14 protein-coding genes are annotated in these 21,856 nt (G+C 71.6%); 5 read left to right on the top strand and 9 right to left on the bottom strand.

Features of this window, described 5'->3' with window-relative positions:
- Window positions 1–2: 2 nt before the first annotated feature.
- A complete protein-coding gene (locus tag ACVDFE_RS22160) occupies window positions 3–491 on the bottom strand; it encodes a hypothetical protein (RefSeq protein ID WP_458431688.1) in 489 nt (162 codons plus the stop codon).
- A 66-nt stretch (window positions 492–557) separates the two neighbouring features.
- On the opposite strand from ACVDFE_RS22160, the gene ACVDFE_RS22165 reads away from it, so the two are divergent.
- The gene (locus ACVDFE_RS22165) at window positions 558–1,214 is read left to right on the top strand and encodes a YwqG family protein (RefSeq protein WP_360389834.1); all 657 of its coding nucleotides are present in this window, start codon (window positions 558–560) and stop codon (window positions 1,212–1,214) included.
- Here ACVDFE_RS22165 and ACVDFE_RS22170 read toward each other — a convergent pair.
- On the bottom strand, window positions 1,195–2,409 hold the full coding sequence (locus tag ACVDFE_RS22170) for an MFS transporter (RefSeq protein WP_458431689.1): 1,215 nt from the start codon (window positions 2,407–2,409) through the stop codon (window positions 1,195–1,197). The two genes, ACVDFE_RS22165 and ACVDFE_RS22170, sit on opposite strands and share 20 nt — an antisense overlap.
- 82 nt (window positions 2,410–2,491) lie before the next feature.
- Here ACVDFE_RS22170 and ACVDFE_RS22175 point away from each other — a divergent pair, with 82 nt between their 5' ends.
- Window positions 2,492–3,427, top strand: a complete 936-nt coding sequence (locus tag ACVDFE_RS22175) for a LysR family transcriptional regulator (RefSeq protein WP_458431690.1) — start codon at window positions 2,492–2,494, stop codon at window positions 3,425–3,427.
- Here the strand turns inward: ACVDFE_RS22175 and ACVDFE_RS22180 are convergent.
- A complete protein-coding gene (locus tag ACVDFE_RS22180; RefSeq protein WP_360389826.1) occupies window positions 3,415–4,263 on the bottom strand; it encodes a LysR family transcriptional regulator in 849 nt (282 codons plus the stop codon). The two genes, ACVDFE_RS22175 and ACVDFE_RS22180, sit on opposite strands and share 13 nt — an antisense overlap.
- 69 nt (window positions 4,264–4,332) lie before the next feature.
- Here ACVDFE_RS22180 and ACVDFE_RS22185 point away from each other — a divergent pair, with 69 nt between their 5' ends.
- The 3 genes from ACVDFE_RS22185 to ACVDFE_RS22195 all read left to right on the top strand — a co-directional run bounded on the left by ACVDFE_RS22185 (window position 4,333) and on the right by ACVDFE_RS22195 (window position 8,303).
- Window positions 4,333–5,193, top strand: a complete 861-nt coding sequence (locus tag ACVDFE_RS22185; RefSeq protein ID WP_360389824.1) for an EamA family transporter — start codon at window positions 4,333–4,335, stop codon at window positions 5,191–5,193.
- A 41-nt stretch (window positions 5,194–5,234) separates the two neighbouring features.
- Window positions 5,235–7,220 carry a neutral/alkaline ceramidase gene (locus tag ACVDFE_RS22190; RefSeq protein WP_360389821.1) on the top strand — a complete coding sequence of 662 codons (1,986 nt, stop codon included), beginning with the start codon at window positions 5,235–5,237 and terminating at the stop codon, window positions 7,218–7,220.
- Between the two features lie 147 nt (window positions 7,221–7,367).
- On the top strand, window positions 7,368–8,303 hold the full coding sequence (locus ACVDFE_RS22195; protein ID WP_458431691.1) for an alpha/beta hydrolase: 936 nt from the start codon (window positions 7,368–7,370) through the stop codon (window positions 8,301–8,303).
- 63 nt (window positions 8,304–8,366) lie between these two features.
- On the opposite strand, the gene ACVDFE_RS22200 is transcribed toward ACVDFE_RS22195, so the two are convergent.
- The 6 genes from ACVDFE_RS22200 to ACVDFE_RS22225 all read right to left on the bottom strand — a co-directional run bounded on the left by ACVDFE_RS22200 (window position 8,367) and on the right by ACVDFE_RS22225 (window position 21,719).
- Window positions 8,367–8,789, bottom strand: coding sequence for a hypothetical protein (locus ACVDFE_RS22200; RefSeq protein WP_458431692.1), 423 nt, complete (start codon window positions 8,787–8,789; stop codon window positions 8,367–8,369).
- Between the two features lie 6 nt (window positions 8,790–8,795).
- A complete protein-coding gene (locus ACVDFE_RS22205) occupies window positions 8,796–9,647 on the bottom strand; it encodes a universal stress protein (RefSeq protein ID WP_360389812.1) in 852 nt (283 codons plus the stop codon).
- Window positions 9,648–9,702: 55 nt separating this feature from the next.
- Window positions 9,703–13,035: a CARDB domain-containing protein gene (locus ACVDFE_RS22210; RefSeq protein WP_458431693.1), complete on the bottom strand. Its 3,333-nt coding sequence runs from the start codon at window positions 13,033–13,035 to the stop codon at window positions 9,703–9,705.
- Between the two features lie 25 nt (window positions 13,036–13,060).
- Window positions 13,061–16,765, bottom strand: coding sequence for a discoidin domain-containing protein (locus ACVDFE_RS22215; RefSeq protein WP_458431694.1), 3,705 nt, complete (start codon window positions 16,763–16,765; stop codon window positions 13,061–13,063).
- A gap of 284 nt (window positions 16,766–17,049) precedes the next feature.
- Window positions 17,050–18,477 carry an alpha/beta hydrolase family protein gene (locus ACVDFE_RS22220; protein ID WP_458431695.1) on the bottom strand — a complete coding sequence of 476 codons (1,428 nt, stop codon included), beginning with the start codon at window positions 18,475–18,477 and terminating at the stop codon, window positions 17,050–17,052.
- Window positions 18,478–18,620: 143 nt separating this feature from the next.
- Entirely contained in the window at window positions 18,621–21,719 is a 3,099-nt protein-coding gene (locus tag ACVDFE_RS22225; RefSeq protein ID WP_458431696.1) for a S8 family peptidase, read from the bottom strand.
- Window positions 21,720–21,856: the final 137 nt, after the last annotated feature.

Consider the following 21,856-nt stretch of genomic DNA (forward strand, 5'->3'; position numbering starts at 1 on the left):
GGTCACGTCTGCGGCCACATCGAGTAGATGACGTTGTCCTCGTCGGCGCACACGACCTGCGGCATGATCCCCTCGGGGGCCTGGTTGCACGACATCGGGCCGATCTCGACCGGCGGCATGCCGGACATCGGCTCCCGGCGCTCGGTGTAGTAGTCGACCAGCACGGCCGCTGCCTGGTCGCAGTTCAGCCTCCCCGCGGGGGTCTCCACCACGACGGCCAGCATCGGCTTGCCGCGGGCGCCGGCGAAGGGGCGGTCGCAGAACTGCGAGGGCAGGCTCTCGTACTGCTCGGGAGGCACGCCGTCCAGTGCGGTCGCCTTGCCCGCCGTGGTGGTCGGCGTCTCCACCTGCCTGGTCGTCGGGTCGGCCGCAGTGGTGGTGGTGGTCGTGGTGGTGGTGGTGGTGTCCGCGCCGGTACCGGACCCGGTGACCTCCGAGGTGCAGCCCGTCGCGAGGACGGCCAGGAGCACCGGTGTGATCAAGAACCTCATGCCCGCTGAGGTCGGTGCCGACCGCGCCATCGTTACCCCGCCGCCCGGCCGCTAGCCTTCCGGCTCGTGCCGACCACCGACGAACAGGCGCGTCCCGCGGTGTTGCTGAACCCGCTGGAAGGCGATCCGACCGACGCCGACAGCCACATCGGCGGCCCGGTGCTGTGGCCGATCGACGAGCCGTGGCCGTGGTGCGACGGTGCCGCGCACGACCCCGCGAGCGGGGGCGAGCCGTTCGTCGGCGCCGTGCAGCTCTACCGGCGCGACTTCCCGGAGCTGCCCTTCCCGGACGGCACCGACGTGCTGCAGGTGTTCCTCTGCACCCTGCACCACGACCTCCCGCACGCCTACGGGCCGGACGTGCGGCTGGTGTGGCGCGACTCCGCCGCGGTGGTCGAGCTGGTCGAGGAGGAGCCGGAGCCGTCTGCGCAGGAGGAGCTCTACGTCCCCACGGTCAACGTGCTCGAACCCATCCGGTACACCGAGAGCGCCGAGAAGGTCTCGGGTGGCACGAAGATCGGCGGCTGGACCGCCTGGTGGCAGAGCGGCCCCGTCGAGTTCCACTGCCCCGAGTGCGGTGCGCTCCAGCGCCAGACGCTGTCGCTCGCGACGCACGAGCCGTCCGGTGACGACGTCGAGTGGGTGTTCGGCCGCGAGGGGAACCTGAACGTCTTCACCTGCACGGCGGACGTGCGGCACCCGGTCACGACGCACGTCGACTGAGCACCGCCACCCCGGCCAGCAGCACGAGCAGGAGCCCGGCGAACCACGTCATGGCGGTGGTCGGCGCGAGCCAGCGGGTGGCCAGGCCGATCGCCAGCGACGGCACGCTCATGCCCAGGTAGGCGAGGAAGAACAGGCCGGCCAGCGCCTCACCGCGGCGTGCGGGGGCCGCCATCGCCGCGACCGCGCCCACCGAGGACTTGAACTGCACGCCCGCGCCCACCCCGGCGACCGCGCCGCCGAGCAGGAACAGCGGGAGGCTCGTCGCGGTCATGCCGGCCACGACCAGCACGACGCCGAGCGCCTGCCCGCCGAGCCCCGCACCGCGACGGGCGGCGGGGGAGAGGCCGCCGGTCGCGGTCTGGGCGAGCGCGGCACCGCCGAAGACGATGAACACGACGAGTCCGGCCAGCGTGCGGGACGGGTGGTGCAGCTCGCCCGCCACGAAACCCGTGGAGACCGAGGAGAAGACGCCGAACACCGCGAACGAGGACACGGCGCCGGCCGCCGCGGCGAAGTAGGCCCTGCGGTCGCCGTGGTCCGCGCTGATCCGCTGCGGGCGGTAGGGGACCCGGCGGCGTTGCACGGTCTCCGGCGTCAGTGCGACGGCGGCGAGGGCCACGACGAGCAGCCCGGCCAGCACGACGTACGGGGTGCTCAGCGGGGTGGCCGAGTGCTGCGCGAGCACACCCGCGAGCAGGGCGCCGGTGCCGAGGCCGCCGATGTTCGCCGCGGTGGAGACGATCTCGAACCGGCGCGGGGACGCGCCGGGGCGGTGCCGGGTGTGCAGGTCGTGCAGGTAGGCGGTGGCGGTCGCGGCGATCATGCCGACGCCCAGCCCGTTGGCCACGCGAGCGACGACCAGGACGGGCAGTGCCGTGCTGGTCAGGAACAGCACGGCGGAGACGACCTCCAGGCCGAGCGCGGGGAGCAGGACCTTCTTGCGGCCCACCCAGTCCGAGACGTGACCCGCGAGCACGAGGCTGATCACGACGCCGGCCGCGAACGCGGCGAACACGACGGTGACGGCGAAGGTCGAGAACCCCTCGCGGGCCACGTAGAGCGGGAAGAGGGGTGCGGGCACGGTCGAGTAGGCCATCGCGACGGCGAAGGCGAAGGCGACGGCCCAGAAACCGCGGCCGTGGGGCTTGCTGGTGGCGGTCGGGGCGACCGGTGTTTCGAGGAGCACGGACATGCCCCCACCCTGCGCCCGGCGGATCATCACGTCCAACGAAAGTTGCAGCTCGCGATCATCACCTTCTGAGATACTCGCCGGTGTGGACCTCCGTCAGCTGGAGTACTTCGTCGCGGTCGCCGAGGAGGGCAACTTCACCCGCGCCGCCGCCCGCGTGCACGTGGTGCAGTCAGCGGTCTCGGCCGCTATCAAGACCCTCGAACGCGACCTCGGCGCGCCGCTGCTCGACCGCAACTCCAAGCGGGTGCTGCTGACCGACGCGGGGGCGGCGCTGCTGCCCAGGGCGCAGGCCGTGCTGGACGCCGCCACCGAGGCCAGGAACGCCGTCGCGCAGGTGAAGGACGGGCTCACCGGCACGGTGCGGATCGGCACGCTCACCGCGATGACCCTGGTCGACCTGCCCGGGCTGCTCGGCGAGTTCCACCGCCGCCACCCCGGCGTGCAGGTGCGCACGCGTGCGGCCACAGGGGGTTCGGTGGGACTGGTCGAGCAGCTGCTGGACCGCAGGCTCGACCTCTCCTTCGTGTCGCTGCCGGGGGAGGTGCCCGCCGGGATCGTCCTCGACGAGCTGGCGCACTCGGTCATGGACCTGGTGGTGCCCGACGACCACCCGCTGGCGCACCGGCAAGAGGTGCCCATCACCGACCTCGCGGGCATGGACTTCATCGACTCGCCGCTGGGCTACGGCAACCGGGCCGTCGCGGACCGCGCGTTCACCGCGGCCGCCGTGCCGCGCCGGGTGACGCTGGAGATCTCGGACATCGTCACCGGCGTCGACTTCGTCCGCAACGGGCTGGGCATCGCGTTGCTGCCCGGCTACGTCCTCGGTGGCGCGCGGGGCGTGGCGACGCTGCGGGTGACCGGTGCGGACCTGCGCTGGCCGATCGGGCTGGCCCGGCCCGCCGACCGCGCCCCGACCGCGGCGACCAGGGCGTTGATCGCGGTGGTGCACGAGGTGATGGCGCGACGGGCAGGTCCGCACCGGACGGGAACGGGAGCGCTTCCTCACCCCCGGTAGGCCTCGCAGGCCAGCGCGACCAGGTCCGTGAGGTGCCGCGGCGGCTGGTCCTTCCACCACGCGAGCCACACCGCGATCGGCGGCGCGTCCCGCACGACCCGGTAGGCGACGCCGGGACGCGGGTTGAGGTTGGCGGTGGCCTCCGACGTCATGCCGACGGCCTGGCCCGCCGCGATCAGCGTCAGCCACTCGTCGACGCTGCTCGTGGTGCGCACGACCGCGGGTGCCCCGCCGGGCTGCCACAGGTCCAGCGTGGTGGTGCCGGTGCGGTCGTCGATCGCCATCGCGTACTTCGCCAGGTCGGCGAGCTTGAGGGAACGCTTGCGCGCCAACGGGTTGTCCGTCGCGACCACGCCGTAGCGGCGTTCGGTGCCGAGCAGGGCCGTCTCGAACCTCGGGTCGTCGAGCGCCCGGCGGACCACCGCGACCTCGGCCGCGCCCTCCGCGAGGCCCGCTGACGCCGAGTTCGAGTGCACGAACACCAGCGGCAAGCCGGGATGGGCCGCAGCCCAGGCCTTCTGCACGCGCCGGGTGTGCCGGCCGAGCGCGGCCCAGGCGTAGCCGACGCGCAGCTCGGTGCGGGACTGCTCGACGACCAGGTGCAGGTGCGCGACCTCGTCCAGCACGCGGCGGGCACCGGCCAGCACCTGCGTGCCGGTCGGGGTCAGCGCCACGTGCCGGGTGGTGCGTTGCAGCAACCGGGCACCGAGTGCCGCCTCCAGCGCGGCGACCGACCGGGAGACCGACGCCTGCGTCAGGCCGAGCGTGGCGGCGGCGTCGGTGAACGTGCCCGCGTCGACCACCGCCACGAACGCGCGCAGGTGCCGGAAATCCATGCGTTCAGCGTATAGGTCGTGCGGCTCATGCATTTCCCGCATCGATGCGGCCGACGCAGGCTGGTGCGCATGAAGAGCACGGGAGCGTTCGCGACGATGACCGCCAGCGCGGCCAGCAACCAGCTCGGCGCCGCGGTGGGCGCCCACGCGTTCGCCGCCATCGGACCGGCCGGGGTGGTGGCGGTGCGCCAGTTCGTGGCCGCCGCCGTGCTGCTGCCGATGGCCAGGCCCAACCTGCGCCGGTTCACGTGGGCGCAGTGGTGGCCGACGATCGCGCTCGGCCTGGTGTTCGCGACGATGAACCTCAGCCTGTACATGGCGATCGACCGGATCGGTCTCGGCCTCGCCGTGACGCTGGAGGTGCTCGGGCCGCTCGGCGTCGCGCTGGCCGGGTCGCGCACGCGCCGCGACGTGCTGTTCGTGCTGGTCGCGGCGGTCGGGGTGTACGTGCTCGTGCTGCCCGGCCCGAGCAGCGACTACCTCGGTGTCGGCCTCGGCCTGCTGGCCGCGGGCTGCTGGGCCGCCTACATCCTGCTCAACCGGCTGGTCGGCGCGCGGCTGCCGGGGTTGCAGGCGCCCGCCGTCGCGACGGCGATGTCGGCGACGCTCTACGTCCCGGTCGCGGTGCTGCTGGTGGTGCACGGGAAGCTGACCGGGATGTCGGTCCTGTACGCGATCGGCGCCGGTGTCTTCTGCAGCGTGGTGCCCTACGCGGTCGATGTGATCGCTCTCAGGAAGGTTCCCGCGCGCCTGTTCGGACTGGCGATGAGCGTTCACCCGGTGCTCGCCGCACTGGCCGGGCTGGTGGTGCTCGGGGAGGAGCTGGCGCCGCACCACTGGGCCGGGATCTTGCTCGTCGTGACCGCCAACGCACTCGCCGTCACTTGCTCGAAGTGGTCTGGATCACCTACCGTGGCTCCTGAAATGTGAATCCCATTCACTTCAGCGGGGTGTCCATGCGGACAGCAGTCATGACGGTCGTTGCGGCACTGGCGGGAGCGGCACTGGTCAGCGGACCGTCCGCGTGGGCGGAACCCGAGCCCTACCTCGTCGGCCGCGGCATCTCCGACGTCACCGGCCCGGCCGCCGAGAACGGCATGATGGGCTACTCGAAGTTCGACCAGAAGACGACCGGCATCCACCAGCGGCTGCGGTCGCGGGCCTACATCGTGGTCGACCGCGCCACGAACAAGCGCGTCGCGTACGTCAACGCCGACCTCGCGATGATCTTCCGCGCGGTCCAGGAGGGTGTGCTCGCGAAGCTCCAGCCGCGCTACGGCACCACCTACACCCGCGAGAACCTGCTGCTGTCGGCCACCCACACGCACTCCGGCCCCGGCGGCTACTCGCACAACCTCGCCTACAACCTGTCGATCCTCGGCATGCAGCCGCAGGCGCTCGCCGCCGTGGTCGACGGCATCACCGAGTCGATCGTCGAGGCGCACGAGGACCTCAGGCCCGGTTCGGTGTCGCTGGGCTTCGGCGAGCTGACCAACGCCTCGGTCAACCGGTCGCGGGTGGCGTTCGACCGCAACCCGGACAAGGGGTTCTTCCCGCAGGGCATCGACCCGCAGATGACCGTGCTGCGGTTCAGGCAGTCCGGTGCCGACGTCGGCGCGATCAGCTGGTTCGCCACGCACAACACCTCGGTCACCAACGCCAACACGCTGATCTCCCCGGACAACAAGGGCTACGCGGCCTACCAGTGGGAGCACGACGACGAGGGCGTGCGGTACCTGGACAACGCACCGGGCTTCGTCGCCGCCTTCCCGAACACCAACGCCGGCGACATGTCGCCGAACCTCAACCTCAAGCCCGGCTCCGGTCCCACCGAGAACGAGTGGGAGAACGCCCGCATCATCGGCGAGCGCCAGAACCGCAAGGCTCAGGAGATCTACAACGGGCCGCGCGCGGAGCTGTCCGGCGGTGTCGACTCGCGGATGCGGTTCGTGGACATGTCGACCGTGCAGGTCGAGGGCCGCTACACGACCACCGGCCAGCCGGGCACGACCTGCTCGGGCGTCGTCGGCGCCTCCACCATCGCGGGCAGCGTCGAGGACGGCCCCGCGATCCCCGGCTTCTCCGAGGGCATGCAGTCGCCGCTGAAGAAGCTGTTCGAGCCGCTGAACGTCGAGGTGCCGCAGTGGCTGCGGGACTGCCAGTTCCCCAAGGCGTCCCTGGTGCCCACCGGTCTGGTCGCGGCGACGCCGAACGTGCTGCCGCTGCAGCTCGTCCGCATCGGCCAGCTGCACCTCGTGGCGGTGCCCGGTGAGGTCACGATCACCGCAGGCCTGCGCATCCGCCAGTCGGTGGCCGCCGAGCTGGGCGTGCCGGTGCGCACCGTCCTGATCCAGGGCTACGCCAACGACTACAGCCAGTACGTCACCACGCCGGAGGAGTACGACTCGCAGCAGTACGAGGGCGGCTCCACCCTGTTCGGCCGCAACACCACGCCCGCCTACCAGCAGGAGTTCGGCAAGCTGGCGGCGTCGATGAAGAACGGCACCACGCTGCCCGCCGGTCCGGTGCCGGGCAGGCCGCCGTTCACCGACATCAACCTGCAGACCGGTGTGGTGCTGGACGACAAGCCCGCCGACAAGAGCTACGGCTCGGTGCTGAACGCGCTCAAGCCGTCCTACGCGCGCGGTGAGACCGTCACGGCCGTCTTCGTCACCGGGCACCCGAAGAACAACCTGCGCCGCAACGGGACGTTCCTGGAGGTGCAGCGGCAGGTGAACGGCACCTGGGTGCGCGTGGCCGACGACGGCGACTGGGCGACGCGCTACCGGTGGGAACGCGTCGGGATCGCGTTCTCGAACGCCACGATCACCTGGCAGGTCCCGGCGGACACGCCCGCGGGCACCTACCGGATCGTGCACCACGGCGACGAGAAGTCCGGCTGGACCGGGAGGGTCACCGGCTTCACCGGGGCGACCTCCGCGTTCACGGTCGGCTAGACCGCCTGTGCGGGGAGGTGGCGGGGCACGTCCGACGACGTGCCCCGCCGCAGTTATTCCGGGCTGCGATGAGGCAGTGATTACGTTGTGTACGATTTAATCGCGCACTAGTTTTATGGCACCACCCCGGAACGCCAGGAGGAAGTCATGAAGCGCCCCGTCCTCGAACCCGCCGCCGCCGAGTTCGCCGCCGCCACCGCGAAGCCGCCGTTCCTGTCCGACCTGGGACCGGAGGAGGGCCGCAGGACGGTCGACGAGGTGCAGTCCGGTGAGATCGCCAAGCCCGAGGTCGACGAGGAGTGGGTCGAGCTCGACGGCTTCCGGGTCCGCGTCGTCAAGCCGGTCGGTGCCACCGGCCCGCTGCCCGTGGTCCTCTACATCCACGGCGCCGGCTGGGTGTTCGGCAACGCCCACACCCACGACCGCCTGGTCCGCGAGCTCGCCGCGGGCACCGGCGCGGCCGTCGTGTTCCCCGACTACTCGCTCTCGCCGGAGGCCCGCTACCCGGTCGCGATCGACCAGAACTACGCCGCCGCGCGCTGGGTCGTCGCCGAGGGCGCCGCGCACGGCCTCGACGCCACCCGCATCGCCGTCGCCGGTGACTCGGTCGGCGGCAACATGAGCGCCGCGCTGACGCTGCAGGCCAAGGAACGCGGCGACGTGCCGCTCAAGGCCCAGGTGCTGTTCTACCCGGTGACCGACGCGTCCTTCGACACCGACTCCTACCTGCAGTTCGCCGAGGGCTACTTCCTGCGCCGCGACGCCATGCAGTGGTTCTGGGACCAGTACACGACGAACCCGGTGGAGCGCGCGGAGATCACCGCGTCCCCGCTGCGCGCCACGACCGAGCAGCTCGCCGGGCTGCCGCAGGCACTGGTGATCACGGCGGAGGCCGACGTGCTGCGCGACGAGGGCGAGGCCTACGCGGACAAGCTGCGCGAGGCAGGCGTCCCCGTCACCGCCGTCCGCTACGCCGGTGTGATCCACGACTTCATGATGCTGAACGCGCTGCGCGGCACGCACGCCGCCGAGGCCGCGATCAAGCAGGCGGTCGCGTTCCTGCGCGAGGCGCTCGCGAAGTAGTCACGGCCCACGACCTCCGGTCCTGCCACCGCGCGTGGCAGGACCGGTCGCCGTCCGGGCCGGTCAGCCGCCGGCCCGCTGCGTGCGCGTGACCTGGAACGGCGTGCCCTGCTGGCAGGTCGTCATCGCGCCGGGCTCCGCACGCCCGCTCACCTCCACCACGGCACCGGCCACCGCGATGGCGGGGTCGGCGCCGAGCAGGAGGTACTGGGCGGTGCCCGTGTCGAGCAGCAGGCACCCGGACTCCACGCCACCGGAGACCGTGCCGCGCACCGTCATCCCCGGCTCCAGGGCACGCGACGGCGTCGTCCTGGGCGGCAACGGGGTCGAGGAGGGCGGGAGCGGCGCGGGGAGGCTCGATGACGCCGCCGGTGCGGACGTCGAGGGTGTCGGGGTCGTGACGCTCGACCCGGGGACCCCCGGTGGTTCCGCGCCGGCGCATCCGGTCAGGGCCAAGCACGTCACCAGCACGGCCACCCCGCGCATCTCACGTCACCTCCGGTGGACCACCGCGACCGGACACGGCGCGTGGTGCAGCACAGCGTGGCTCACCGAGCCCAGAATTGCACGTGCCACGGCACCGCGGCCGTGACTTCCCACCGCGAGCAGGGCGGCACCGTCGGCCGCCTGGAGCAGTGCGCGGGCCGGTGCCTCGAACGCGACCTCCGCGGCCACCTGGACGGTGGGGTGGCGTTCCCGGTGCGGGGCCAGCTGCTCGTCGAGGACCTTCGCGAGGTCCGCGCGCACGTGGTCCCAGTCCTGCTCGGGCAGCTCCGCCCAGCCGACGTCGGTCCACGCGTAGACCGCGAGCAGGTCGCGGCCGTGGCGTTCGGCGAAGGAGAACGCGAACTCGATGGCCTCCGCGGACGTCTCGGAGCCGTCGATGCCGACGACCACCCGGCCGTCGAGCGGGCCGCTGCGGGTCACCACGACCGGCCGGCCGCCGATCGAGACCAGCTCGGCGGCGGTGGAGCCGAGGAACATCTCGGCGAGGCCGGTGCGGCCGGAGGAACCGAGCACCAGCAGCTCACCGGGCTCGTCGGCCAGCACGTCGACCGGGCGGCCGATCTTCACGTCCGTCGAGAGCTGCAGCGAGGGCCAGGTCTGCCGGACCTCCTGCGCCAGCTCGGCGAGGTGGTCCTCGGCTGCGCGGGCCATCGTCTCCTCGGTCACGAACTCGGGGACCGGGGCGGACACCGGCGTGAACACCGGTTCCGGCAGCGGGGCCCGCACACCGTGCACCACCCGCAACGCCGCCCCGCACCGGGAAGCCTCCTCCGCGCCCCACAGCACCGCGCGCTTCGCCTGGTCAGAGCCGTCGAACCCGACAACGACCGTCGACATGGAAAACCACCTCCAAACGGGGTAATACCCGCTTGGAGGTGGTTCTAAAGAGGATCTACCGGTTGATGACGAACTGCGAGCCCGGCTCGATCGTGACGTCACCGTCGCGCGAGTTGGTGATCGTCACGTTCGTCAGCTTCGCCGAACCGCGGGCCTGGGCCATCGCGAGGATGCCGGAGCCGTTGTTCGACCTGTCGATGCGGACGTTGGTGATCTGCACGTCCGGCATGCCGGAGCCGCCGCCCTTGAACTGGATCCCGTCGTAGGTCGAGTCGAGGATCTCGGTGTCGCGGATGACGACGCCGGGGATCGGCAGGTTCTGCGAGAACAGCGTGATGGCGCCGAACTCCTGCGCCTCACCCCAGAACGCGCCGCCGGTGCGGTACAGGGCGTTGTTGGCGAGCGTCGTCGTCCCGCCGAAGGGCAGCGGGTCGTGGTCGGTCGCCAGCATGATGCCGGGGTAGTTCGCCGTGTCGGAGATGATGTTGTTCTCCGCGCGGTTGTTCGACCCGCCGTAGATCGCGATCCCGTTGGCACGCCACGGAAGCGCGATCGTGTTGTTCAGGAACGCGTTGCCGCTGCCGGCATCGGTGTTCTGGTCCTTCACGTACTTCGACGCCCACACGGCCAGCGCGTCGTCGCCCGTGGTGCGGAACGACGAGTTGAAGACCGTGGAGTTGCGGGTGCCGTTGGTGAAGTTGATGCCGTCGGCGTAGGTGTCGCGGATGCGCATGCCGCTGAACTGCAGGCCGTCGCCGGGGTTCCAGCGGTCGGGCAGGTTGGTGTAGTCGCGGCCGACCCAGACGCCGACGTTGGCGTGCTCGATCCACACGTTGGTGACCCTGGTGTTCTTGCCGAACCGGCCGTTGAGCCCGACACCGCCCTCGGCACCGCCGTCACCGCCGCGGATCCGGCCGGAGCCGAAGATCGCGATGTCGGAGATCTGCGTGTTGTCGTCGACGTCGAACCCGAAGTTGCCCTCGTGCGGGTGGTTGATCGTGCCCGCGTCCTGCGGCTGGATCAGCGAGAACAGCTGCGAGTGCCACATGCCGGCGCCGCGGATCGTCACGTTGCGGATGCCGACCTGGTTGTCCCCGCCGCTGTTGAACACGGTGAGAATCTTCTTCTCCTGGCGGAACCGGCCGGCCGGGATCCAGACGCAGGGGATCTCCCCGTTCTGGTCGGCGGTCACGGCGCGCTGCAAGGCGTCGGTGTCGTCGGTCTGGTCGTCGGCCGTGGCACCGTACTGCGTGATCGACACGCACTCGGCCGGCTTCTGCGCCGCCGGTGCGACCTGCTCCAGGTCGATCAGGTCGATCACGTAGAACTGCGCGGTGTCACCGGAGTCGCGCTGCAGCTTGAACTTCGTGCCCGCGGGGTAGGAGCTCGCGAGCAGCGCCTGGGACTCGTCGAACAACCGGCGGGCGTCGCCACCGGGGCGGTTCGTGAGGCCCTCGGGGTCGTCGGTCGTGCCGTAGAGCCAGCTGTGGCGCGAGGAGAACGTCAGCTTCCGCACGAACTGGTCGTTGGCGTACAGGCTGATCGTCGCCTCCTGGCCGCCGCCACCGGCCGCGTCCGGGATGGAGTTGCGCACGACGATCGAGTTCGTGCTGACCGTCGAGGTGATCTCCACGAACTGGCCCTGCGCGTCGAGGCGCACCGACTTGCGGCCAGAGGACTCGGAACCGAAGTTGGTGTGCCCGAACGTGCGCTTCGCGTCGGCCTCCAGCAGCGTGCCGTTGTGGCGGCCCGCTTCGGCCTCGTAGCTCGTGAACGGCACCGACGCGCCGCGTCCGACCACGATGGACCGGGTGGCGGTGTTGTTGTTCTCGTTGGTCTCCGCCACCACGTTGGTGGCGTCGGCGGTCGCGGTGGCCGTGGCGCCGCCGTTGGTGGCGGTCCAGGTGCCGACGGTGACCGTGACGGTCTGACCGGCGTTGATGGCGGAGGTGGCGGCGTTCAGGGTGCTGCCGCCGACGACCACGCGGGTCACCGAGGCGCCTGCCGCCGACGTGCCGCGGTTGGTGACCTGCACCGCGAACGTCACCTGCTGGCCCGCCGCCGGGGACGACGGGTTCGGCGTGACGCCGGTGACCTGCAGGTCCGGACCCGGTGCCTGGCCGACGACCAGGGGCGAGCCGGAGGTGAAGGTGTTGTTGCCCTCGTTGGTCTCCGCGACCTGGTTGGCCGGGTCGACGGTGGCCGAGACCGCGTACGACCCGGCGCCCCGCCGGCCGGCGCTGACGGTGACGGTGGTCGTGGCGCCCGCCGCGAGCGCGCCGACCTGCGCGGTGCCCGCGGTCGTGCCGCCGAGCGCGACGTTCAGGGTCGTCGCGCCGGAGGCGACCGTGCCGCCGTTGCGCACGGTGGCGGAGAGATTGATCGAGTCGGCCTCACTGGGGCTGGCCGGCGACCACGTCAGGTTCGTGACCGTCAGGTCGGGCGCCGGTGCGGAGGAGCCGAACACCTGGAACTCGGCGACCTGGCCGCCGGGCGCGCCCGTGTTGGAGTAGAAGTGCAGCCGCACGTCCGACGCCCTGCCGCTCACCGCGATGGTGACCGTGTTGCCGGTGGCCGGGTCGAACCGGTGGTCCGCCCGCGCCTTCAGCGTCGCGAACGCGGTCGCGCTCGCCTCACGGCCCAGCACCTCGAAGTTCTGCGTCCGCGCACCCCACGCCGAGTCGGGGTTGAGCTTCACGACGACGGAGGTGATGTCCGCGTTCGAGCCCAGCTTCGCGGTCAGGTGACCGGGCAGGCCGTTGGACTCCCAGTACGAGCCGGTGCTGCCGTCGACCGCGTTGGCGGCGACGAAGTCGTGCACGTGCCCGGACTCCTCGACCGGCTTGCCCGCCGCGAGGTTGGCGCCGGTGGGCGGCGGGTCGACCGAGCCGGACTCGCCGTGCACCTCGAACTCGCTGAGCTGCGCGGCCTGCCAGCCGGTGTTCGCGGTGACCGTGACGCGCACGTACCGGACGCTGGTCGCGCCGAAGTCGAGCGTCACCGTGTTGTTCGAGCCGGGCGAGAACACCCTGCCACTCGACCCGGTGAGGTCGCTGAACTGCGAGCCGTTGGAACTCCCTTGCACGGCCAGCGTCTGCGTGCGCTGCTCCCAGTTCGAGGGCAGCCGCAGCACGACCTTGCTGACGCTCTTCGCGGCACCGAGGTCGGCCTGCAGCCACTGCGGGAATGCGCCGTTGGCGCTCTCCCAGTAGCTGCCCTGGTTGCCGTCACCGGCGTTCCCGGCCCCGTACGGGCCGTTGCTGCTGGACGCGGTCAGGTTCGCGGACAGGCGGACGACCGCTGCTCCCGCCGTGGGTGTCAATCCGAACAGTGCGAGTGCGCTGACGACCGCAGCGCTCACCGCACGCTTCATGAGCGTGGATTTCATGGACTTGTCCTTCGCGGCAGGGGTATCAGTTGATGGTGATCTTGAAGGTGGACGTCGTGTTCCTGATGTCCTGGAAGTTGTTGCTGAAGCGCAGGCCGTTGAACGTGACCTCGCCGACGGCGGGACCCTGGTTGGGTTCCGGCATCTCGTTGGCCCACAGGCCGAAACCGGACTTGGCGTCGAACGCGTCGCCGGACTTGCGCGCTCCGGAGATGCTCACGTTGGACAGCACCGTGTCCTGGAAGACGTTCTCGGCGGCGCCGTTGTACTTGGTCTGGAACATGATCCCGCTGTAGGTCGGGTCGATGATCTCGACGTCGCTCACCCGGATGCCGGTGTACTTCTTGGAGGCGGAGAACATCCAGATCGCGCCGAACGTCTGCGCACCCCAGAAGTGACCGCCGGAGCGGACCAGGGTGAGGCCGCTGAACGTCGTCGGCTCCGGCCCGAAGCCCTCCATCGGGTAGCCGAAGTCGAGCGAGCTGATCGTCACCGCCGAGTAGGTCAGGGTGTCGGCGACGTAGATGTTGCGGAACGTGTTGAGCTTGCCGCCGTAGACCGCGAGACCGGCCGCGCGCCACGGCGTGAGCACCGACAGGTTCTCGAAGACGTTGTTCTGCTGGCCGCTGCCGCCGTTGTCGGTGGCGGCGAACAACGCGAACGCGTCGTCACCGGTCGAGCGGGCCTCGATGTTGGCGACGCGGTTGCCCGACGAGCCGTTCGTCATGTTCAGGCCGTCCGCGTACATGTCGCGGATGCGGTTGTCGCGGATGACGTTGTTGTCGACGTTGTTGCCCCAGAACAGGCACATCATGTGCTCGACCCAGATGTTCTCGATGGTCATGTTCTGGACGCCCGCGAGGTCGAACACCTTTCCCGGTCCGTTGATGCGGGCGGTGTAGTTGCCGAACACGGCGAACCCGCTGAACGTCGAGCCGTTGGCGGACGACTGCGCGGAGAAGCCGATGTCGGTGTTCTCCTGCGACAGCGGTGCCTGGAAGCGGGTGAACCAGGGGCCGGCGCCGACCACCCTGACCGCCTTGCCGTAGACCTGGAACTTCTGCGCCGTCTGGTAGGTGCCCGCGGGCAGGTAGACGCCGACGAGGGTGCCGGTCGTGTCCATCCGGACGCGGTCCAGGGCGTTCTGCACGTCCTGGTGGGTGAACCCGGCGGGCACGGCGTAGCGTGCGGCGTCGGGGTTCGCGGCGGCCGTCACCTGTTCGAAGTTCACGAAGTCGATCGCGTAGTTCGTGGTGTTGGCCGCGTCCTTCTGCAGCTTGATCTTCGTGCCCGCCGGGAACGTGGAACCGAGCACCACGTTGGCCTCGTCGTAGACGTGGCGCGGCCCGCCCGCTCCCGGCGAGTTGCCCGGCTCGGCCTCGTTGCCGTACTGCCACATGTACTTCGACGTCAGGTCGATCGCCTTGTGGAACTGGCCGTTGACGTAGACGTTGAGGGTGCTCGTGATGCCGCCGCCACCGGAGCTGTCCGGGATGGAGAACCGGGTGACGAGCGTGTTCGTCGGAACGGACGTCGTGAACTCGACCGACTGACCGGTGCCGGTCAGCGTGACGGCACGGCGGCCGGACGCCTCACCGGCGAGGTCGCCGATCGTGCGGTTCGGGCTGAGGACCTGCGCGCCACCGCCGGCGGTCGCGTCCTCGGCTTCCACGTGCTGCCACGGGACGCTCGCGCCGCGGCCGATGAACAGCGACTGCTCGCTGGTGTTGTTGCCCTGCTTGGCGGGGATCTCGTTGCCGTCGTTCGCGATGACCGTGCGGACGGTGTAGCGGCCGTTGGCGGCGGTCCAGGTGCCGAGGGTGACCGGGGCGGTCGTCGCACCGGCGCCGATCGTGCCGGTGTGGCTGTCGGTGAGCGTGCGGACGGTCTGGCCGCTGCTGTTCAGGACCGTGACCGTGATGCCGTGTGCTCCGGTCGCGCTCGCGATGCTGCCCTGGTTCTTCAGCGCGACGCTGAACGTGGTGGTCTGGCCGTTGCCCGGGTTGCTCGGGGACCAGGACGGCACGGCGACCAGGTCGGAGCTCGGGACCGGTGTCACGACGAGCCGGTCGGGGTGGACGCGGGCGTTGTTGGTCTCGTTCTGCTCCGCCACCTTCCCGGTCTCGTCGACCTTGGCGGTGTACTCGTACGAACCCTCCGGACGAGCGGAGACCGCGGTGCTCACGTTCGCCTGCGCACCGGCCGCGAGGGCGGCGACCTGAGCCGTGCCGACCGCGGTGGTGCCGAGGAAGAACGTCACGTCGGTGGCTCCCGACGCGGCACTGCCGGCGTTGCGGACGGTGGCGTTGAGCGTGATCCGGTCGGTCTCGACGGGGGCCGTGGGCGTGAACGACGTCGCGGTGACGGTGAGGTCGGGGTTCGGGGCAGGGGTGCCGAACACCTGGACCTCCGCCACCTGGGCGCCGGGCGCGCCGGTGTTGGACGTGAACCGCAGCTGCACGTCGGCGACCCTGGCGGCCGCGCTGATCGTGACGCTGTTGCCGCTCGCCGGGTCGAAGCGGTGGTCGCGGCCGGCCACCAGGCTGGTGAACGCGGTGGCGTCCTGCGCACGGCCGAGGACCTCGACGTTCTGCGTGCGGGCGCCCCAGGCCTGGTCGGGGTTGAGCTTGACCACGACCGACGAGACGTCGGCGTTCGAGCCGAGCCCGACGGTCAGCGTGCCGGGGAAGCCGTTGGACTCCCAGTAGGTCTGCACGTTGCCGTCGTTGGCGTTGGCGGCGACGAAGGTGTGCACGTTGTGGTTCGCGGTGACCGGCTTGCCCTGCGCCAGGTTCTGGCCCGTCGCACCCTCGCGCGTGACGGAGCCGCTGGCGGCTGACTGGTTCCCCGCCGCGTCCTTCGCGACGACGTGGTAGGTCACCCGCAGGCCGTCGGGCTGGGTGTCGGTGTAGGTGGTGCCGGTGACCGTGGTGCGCAGGCTGCCGTTGGCGAAGACGTCGTACCCGGTGACGCCCACGTTGTCGGTGCTCGCCGACCAGGTGAGCCGGACCTGACCGGACTGCGGCTGGGTGAACGCGAGGTTCGCCGGCGCGGACGGCGCCTGCGTGTCACCGGTCGCCGGTCCGTGCACCTCGAACTCGCTCAGCTGCCCCGCGGGCCAGCCGGTGTTCGCGGTGATGCGGAGCCGGACGTACCGCGTGGTCGCGGCGGTGAAGTCGATGGTGGCGGTGTTGGCCGCGGCCGGGTTGAACTCGTAGCCCCGCGCCGCCACCAGGTCCGTGAAGGAGCTGCCGTCCGTGCTGCCCTGGACGGCGATCGTCTGGGTGCGCGTGCCCCAGTTCGCGGCCGGCAGCTTCAGCACGACCCGGTCGGCCTTGGTCGCGGAGCCCAGGTCGGCCTGGATCCACTGCGGGAACGCGTTGTTCGCGCTCTCCCAGTACGTCGACTGGTCGCCGTCGCCCGCGTTGCCCGGCCCGTAGCCCTGGTTCGTGCTGCTGGCGGTGAGGGTGGCGGCCAGCTTGACGCTCGCCTGCGCCTCGTGGACCTGGAGCTTCGCCGTGGTCTTCGTGGCGCGGACGTGCTTGGCGAGGGTCGGGTCGACGCGGAAGGTGACCTTGCCGTCCCGGAAGGTGTGCGGCTGTTCCGCCACGAGCGTGGACCAGCCTCTGCCGTCCAGGCTCGTCTGCACGGCGAACGTCTCCGTGCCGGCACCGGCCTTGGTGAGGGTGACCTCGTCGATCCTGGTCTGCTGCGCGAGGTCCAGGCTCACCGGCGCGGCCTGTGCGGCAGGGGCGACGACCAGCGTCGCGGCGGTGAGGGTTGCTGCGGCTAACGGGGCTAGCAGGGAGCGAGCGCGTGTCGTCGGTGACATGGCGTGCTTGGCCCTTCTCGGTGGGGACGCGAGGGGGTGTGGCGCGCCTCACCGTAGAAGTGACCAGCAGATTACCGCAATATCTCGACGTGATTGCGCAAATTTGCGACAGAGCGCTCTGAACAGGAAAGACGGGTGCTTCGAGGTGGGGTTGAGTGGCCTTTTGCGGTCAGGACGCTCGATCACCAGCCATGCTGTGAAGTCGGACGGCTTCGGTTCGCGTCCGAACGGTGCGGGGAAATTGCTTCGGCGTCGAGGCGTCCGCTTGCGGTGGTTTGCGGTCTGGTTGCGGGTGTTGCGTAAGGCTTGCGCAAGTCCCTGACGTTCGCGAAGAACGCTCTGGCTCGGTTCAGCAGATCGATCTTGTTGGCGCGCTGCGCGAAGGTGTGTCCCTCGCCGGGGTAGACGACGAGCTCGGAGTGCGGGACGGCCGCGTGCAGCAGCTCGGCCTGCTCCAGCGGCACATTCGTGTCGTCGGCGCCGTGGACGATCAGCAGCGGCGTGCGGATGCGGTCGGCGTAGGTGATCGGGCTGGTGTCGAGGCTGTCGCTCAGCGCGGCCTCGAACCGGCCCCACTCGCCGGTGGCGACCTGCCGAGGCCAGTGCGAGATGCCGGCACCGACGAACGCCGCCTTGAACCGGTCGGTCCGGGTCGTCGCCCACGCCGCCAGGTACCCGCCGTGGCTCCAACCCGCGATGCCGAGCCGGTCGGGGTCGGCGATGCCCCGCTCGACGAGCAGGTCGACGCCGGTCTCGACGTCCTGCCACTCCTCCAGGCCGACGCGGTGGCTGACGGCCGCGGCGAACGCGTGGCCGCGGCCGAGTCCGCCGCGCGGGTTGGGCAGGAAGGTGGCGAAGCCCTGCTGGGCGAACCACTGGGCGGACGGCACCCAGCCGAGCTGGAAGTCGTCGGCCCAGCGGTCGTAGGGGCCGCCGTGCACGAGGGTGATGAGGGGGAAGGGGCCGTCGGCCGCGCCGGTCGTGCCGGTGGGCAGGACGAGCAGGGCGTCGAGGCCGAGACCGTCGTGCGCCCGGTAGCGCAGGCGGTGCTGGGGGCCGAGCGGGATGTCCAGCGGTGCCCTGCGGCCGGGGCGGTGGGAGCCCTTGACGCGTGCGATGGGCGTTCCACCCGGCCTCGCGTCGGCCCAGGCGTCGTCGAGGCGGTGGAACTCGGTGTCCAGCCCGGTCGCGACCACCACGATCGGCGCGCCGTCCGTCTGCACGAGGTCGGTCGGGCACGCGGGCAGGTCCGCGGTGAGGTTGCGGTGGTCCTGGTCGAACACCGCCATCCCGCCCTGCAGGCCCGGCGGGGTCAGGGCCAGGTAGAAGATCCGGTCGCCCCACCACACCGGCGTGCGCGCGTCGGCCGGTGCGGGCCCGAGGTCGGTCACGGTGCCGTCCGGGGCGACGACGTGCAGAGCGGGGTTGAGCAGCCCGGGGTCGATCCGCGGAGCCGACCAGCTGAGCACCGCCCGCCGGCCGTCGGGGTGCACGGCGACGTCACCGGCGCGGGCGACGTGGCGGTGCGGGACCAGCTGGGGCGGTTCGGCGGCGGGCGCCGGGCGTGCAGCGGTCCAGTCGGCGACCATCTCGTCGGTCAGTTCGCGCACCGCGGTACCCCCTTGCCGTCGGGCTCTGCTCCTCAGCTGACCACGGCGCCCCCGGTCGTGGCCAGGTCGTCCGGTGCGGGAAGGGAGGCCCGCGTGCCCTGTCGCCTCGTGAGCTGCCAGGGCACGCGGACCGGCTCAGCGCGTCACCGCAGCAGGTAGGCGTTGATGATCGTCTGCTCCACCGTCTGCCCGCTGCCCACCGCGCGGGCGCGCAGCGACACCGACTTCGCGTCCCGCGGGTGCGCCAGCAGCAGGCGGTTGCCGTGCACCGGGGTGGACTTCCACGTCGTGCCGCCGTCGTAGGAGACCTCGACCGACGTCACCCGCACGTCGCCGGTCAGCGACTGGGTGGTGACCGGCACGCCCCACGCGCGGCCGGCGGGTGCGGTGCCGTTGTCGTCGAGCTCCGGGGTGAAGCGGACCACCGACAGCGGCAGGGCGGTCCGGCTGGAGGTCGTGCCCGAGCGGAACGTCCACCTGCCCGAGACCTTCGTGCTCAGCGCGCTGTCGCGGACCGCCTCGGTGACGACCTCGTACCCGGCCTCGCCCGGCGCGGTGTCGTACACCGCCCAGCCGGGTTCGCCGGTCTCGAACTCGCGGACGCCGTCGCGGAGGACCGTCGTGCGGGCCGAGGTGACCGGGCTGTACCCGGCGTTGCCCGCGGAGTCGCCGAACAGCGGGATCGTCACCCGGACCAGGTCGCCGGTGCGGAACGAGTGCGGCACGTCGCGGGTCGCGGGCAGGGCGGGGCCGAAGACGGCGCGGTGGAACGGTTCCCCGTAGTGCCTGCCGGGGCGGTAGTGGCGCAGCGGGCCGTCGAGGGTGCCCGCGTAGCCGGCCGGGGAGAACAGGGTCAGGCGGCGCGACCAGTCGGCCCCCTCACCGCCGTAGTACTCCGTGCGCGGGCCGGGGACCAAGGCGTCGAGCGAGCCGTAGGTCCACGCTGCGCGGCCGCGAGGGGCGACCGTGTGGCCGATGGTGGCGGTCTGGCCGTCCCGCAACGGGGGCAGGTCGACCTTCACCACGGCGAGGTCCTTGGCGGCCACGGTCTTCGACAGCCCGGTGAACGTGCCGCCGGCGCGGTACCAGGCCAGGCCGTAGAAGTCGGTGCCTGCGGTCCAGAACGTGGCGACCTGACCGGTGACCTCCTCCGAGTCCGGGCCGAGGTGCGCGAGGCCGAGGTGCGCGATCGAGCCGCCGACGGAGAAGTTGCCGACGGTGTAGGCGGTTCCGCCGTGCACCCGCTCGAAACCGGTCTGCAGCAGGCTGAGCCGCGCGTCGACCGGCGGCGTGACGTCGACCGGCCTGGCCGTGCGGGCGTCCAGGTCGATCGTCATCGGGCCGGTCACGCTCAGGTTCGGGTAGCTGAACGAGTCGTGCGTCCACTCCGCGGAGCCCAGGACGCTGCCGCTGAGGAGGTAGTCGCCCTTCTCGACGCGCACGACGCCGGTGGCGCTGCCGGGCCACGCGCGGGCGCCGGTGCCGACGTTCACGAGGAACGCGCTGAGGTGGCCCGGTTTGGCGCCGGTGCGGTCGACGGCGTTGATCGTGAGGTCGTAGCTCTCCTTCTCCAGGTCCACCACGACGGCCGTGCGGACGCCGGACGCGACGACCGCGCCGCCGACCACGCCACCGGCGGGCTGCCGCGCGACGTCCGCGGTCACGGTGGCGGTGGCGGTGCCGCCGGCGGGAACGGTCAGCTGTGCCGGCGAGACGGAGAAGACCGCGCCGTTCGTGTCGGTGCTGAGGTCGAGCGTGACCGGTGCCGTGCCCGCGTTGGTGTAGGTGATCTCCTTGGCCACCACGGGTTCGCCGGTGTGCGGCCAGAGGTGCCGGCCGAAGCTCAGGCTGCCGGGCGAGCTCGTCACGTTCCGCGCGATGGCCTTCGCGACGTCGACGCGGCCGGAGCCCTGCTCGAACGGCGTCGCGCCCGCGGCCGGCGTGGCGCTGCCGGTCAGCCGCGCCTTGAGCTGGGGACCGCTCAGGCCGGGGTGCCGCTGGCGCAGCAACGCCGCCGCGCCCGCCACGTGCGGGGTGGCCATCGAGGTGCCGTCGAGCGCGGTGTAGCCGGGTTCGACGGGGGCGCCGATGCGGCCGTCGGAGTGCAGGGCGGCGACGATGCCCACACCCGGCGCGGTCAGGTCCGGCTTCAGCGTGCCTGCCTGCGCCGGGCCGCGGCTCGAGAACTCGGCGACCCGGTCCCGGTCGTCGACCGCACCGACGGTCAGCGCGGCGTCGGCGGTGCCGGGGGAGCCGAGCGTGCCGCCCGCGGGACCGCTGTTGCCCGCCGCGACCACGAACAGCGTGCCCTTCTCGGCGGTGAGCCGGTTGACGGCCTCCTCCAGCGGCTCGACCTCGGGGGTGTCGAAGCCGCCGAGGCTCATGTTCACGACCTGGGCGCCCTGCTCGACGGCCCACTCCATGCCGGCGATGATCTGGCTGTCCTGCCCGGACCCGTTGTCGCCCAGCACCTTCACGTCGAGGATGCGGGCGTCCGGCGCGACACCGCGGTACTTGCCGCCGGACCGCGCGCCGGTGCCCGCGATGATGCTCGCCACGTGCGTGCCGTGGCCGTGGTGGTCACCGGCGTCCGGCGAGCCGGTGAAGTTCCGCTCGCCGATCTCGCGGTCGGCGAGGTCCGGGTGGGTCTGGTCGACGCCGGTGTCGAGCACCGCGACCGTCGTGCCCGCACCGGTGTACCCGGCGGCGTGCGCGGCGGGGGCGCCGATCTGCCGGACGCTCCGGTCGAGGGTGGCGTGGCGCTTCGCGTCCAGCCAGACCTTCTCCACACCGGACAGGGAGAACGTGCCCGCCGCGGTCAGTCCCGTGACCGGCGTCCTGGCCGCGTCGAACGCGACACCGTTGATGCTGGGCAGGTCCAGCCCGGACTGGGCCCGCGGCGCCCCCTCGGGGTAGGTGACGATCACCGGCAGCGCACCGCCGTGGCCCGCGAGCTCGGTGACGTCGAACAGCCGCTCGTCGAGGCGGCCGTCGGCGATGAACGGCATGGCGTCGTCCGGCACCACGAACTCCCGCCCGCCCGCCGTGTACGAGGTGAACAGCACGCGCTCCCGGCCCGGCGCCGGCTGCACCGCGCGCTGACCGGGCAACACCTGGTCGCCGGTGATCAGCGTGACCGGTGCGGCGCCGGCGGTGGTCCGCGGCGGCTGCGGGGGTGCGGCGGTGGCCTGGACCGCGGTGAGCAGGGCACCGGTCAGTACGACGACTCCGAGTACGCGCACCCGGTCCTCCGTGGGTCTGTGAGAGCGATCTCACGGACCGTAGTGAGGTGTTCACGCGGGTGACAAGGGATCGGAGCAGATCCGGTCCAGACCAATTTTGACACCTGCGCTCGATGGTTCGGTCAACCGTCTCAGCA

The sequence above is a fragment of the Lentzea chajnantorensis genome (assembly GCF_054300775.1).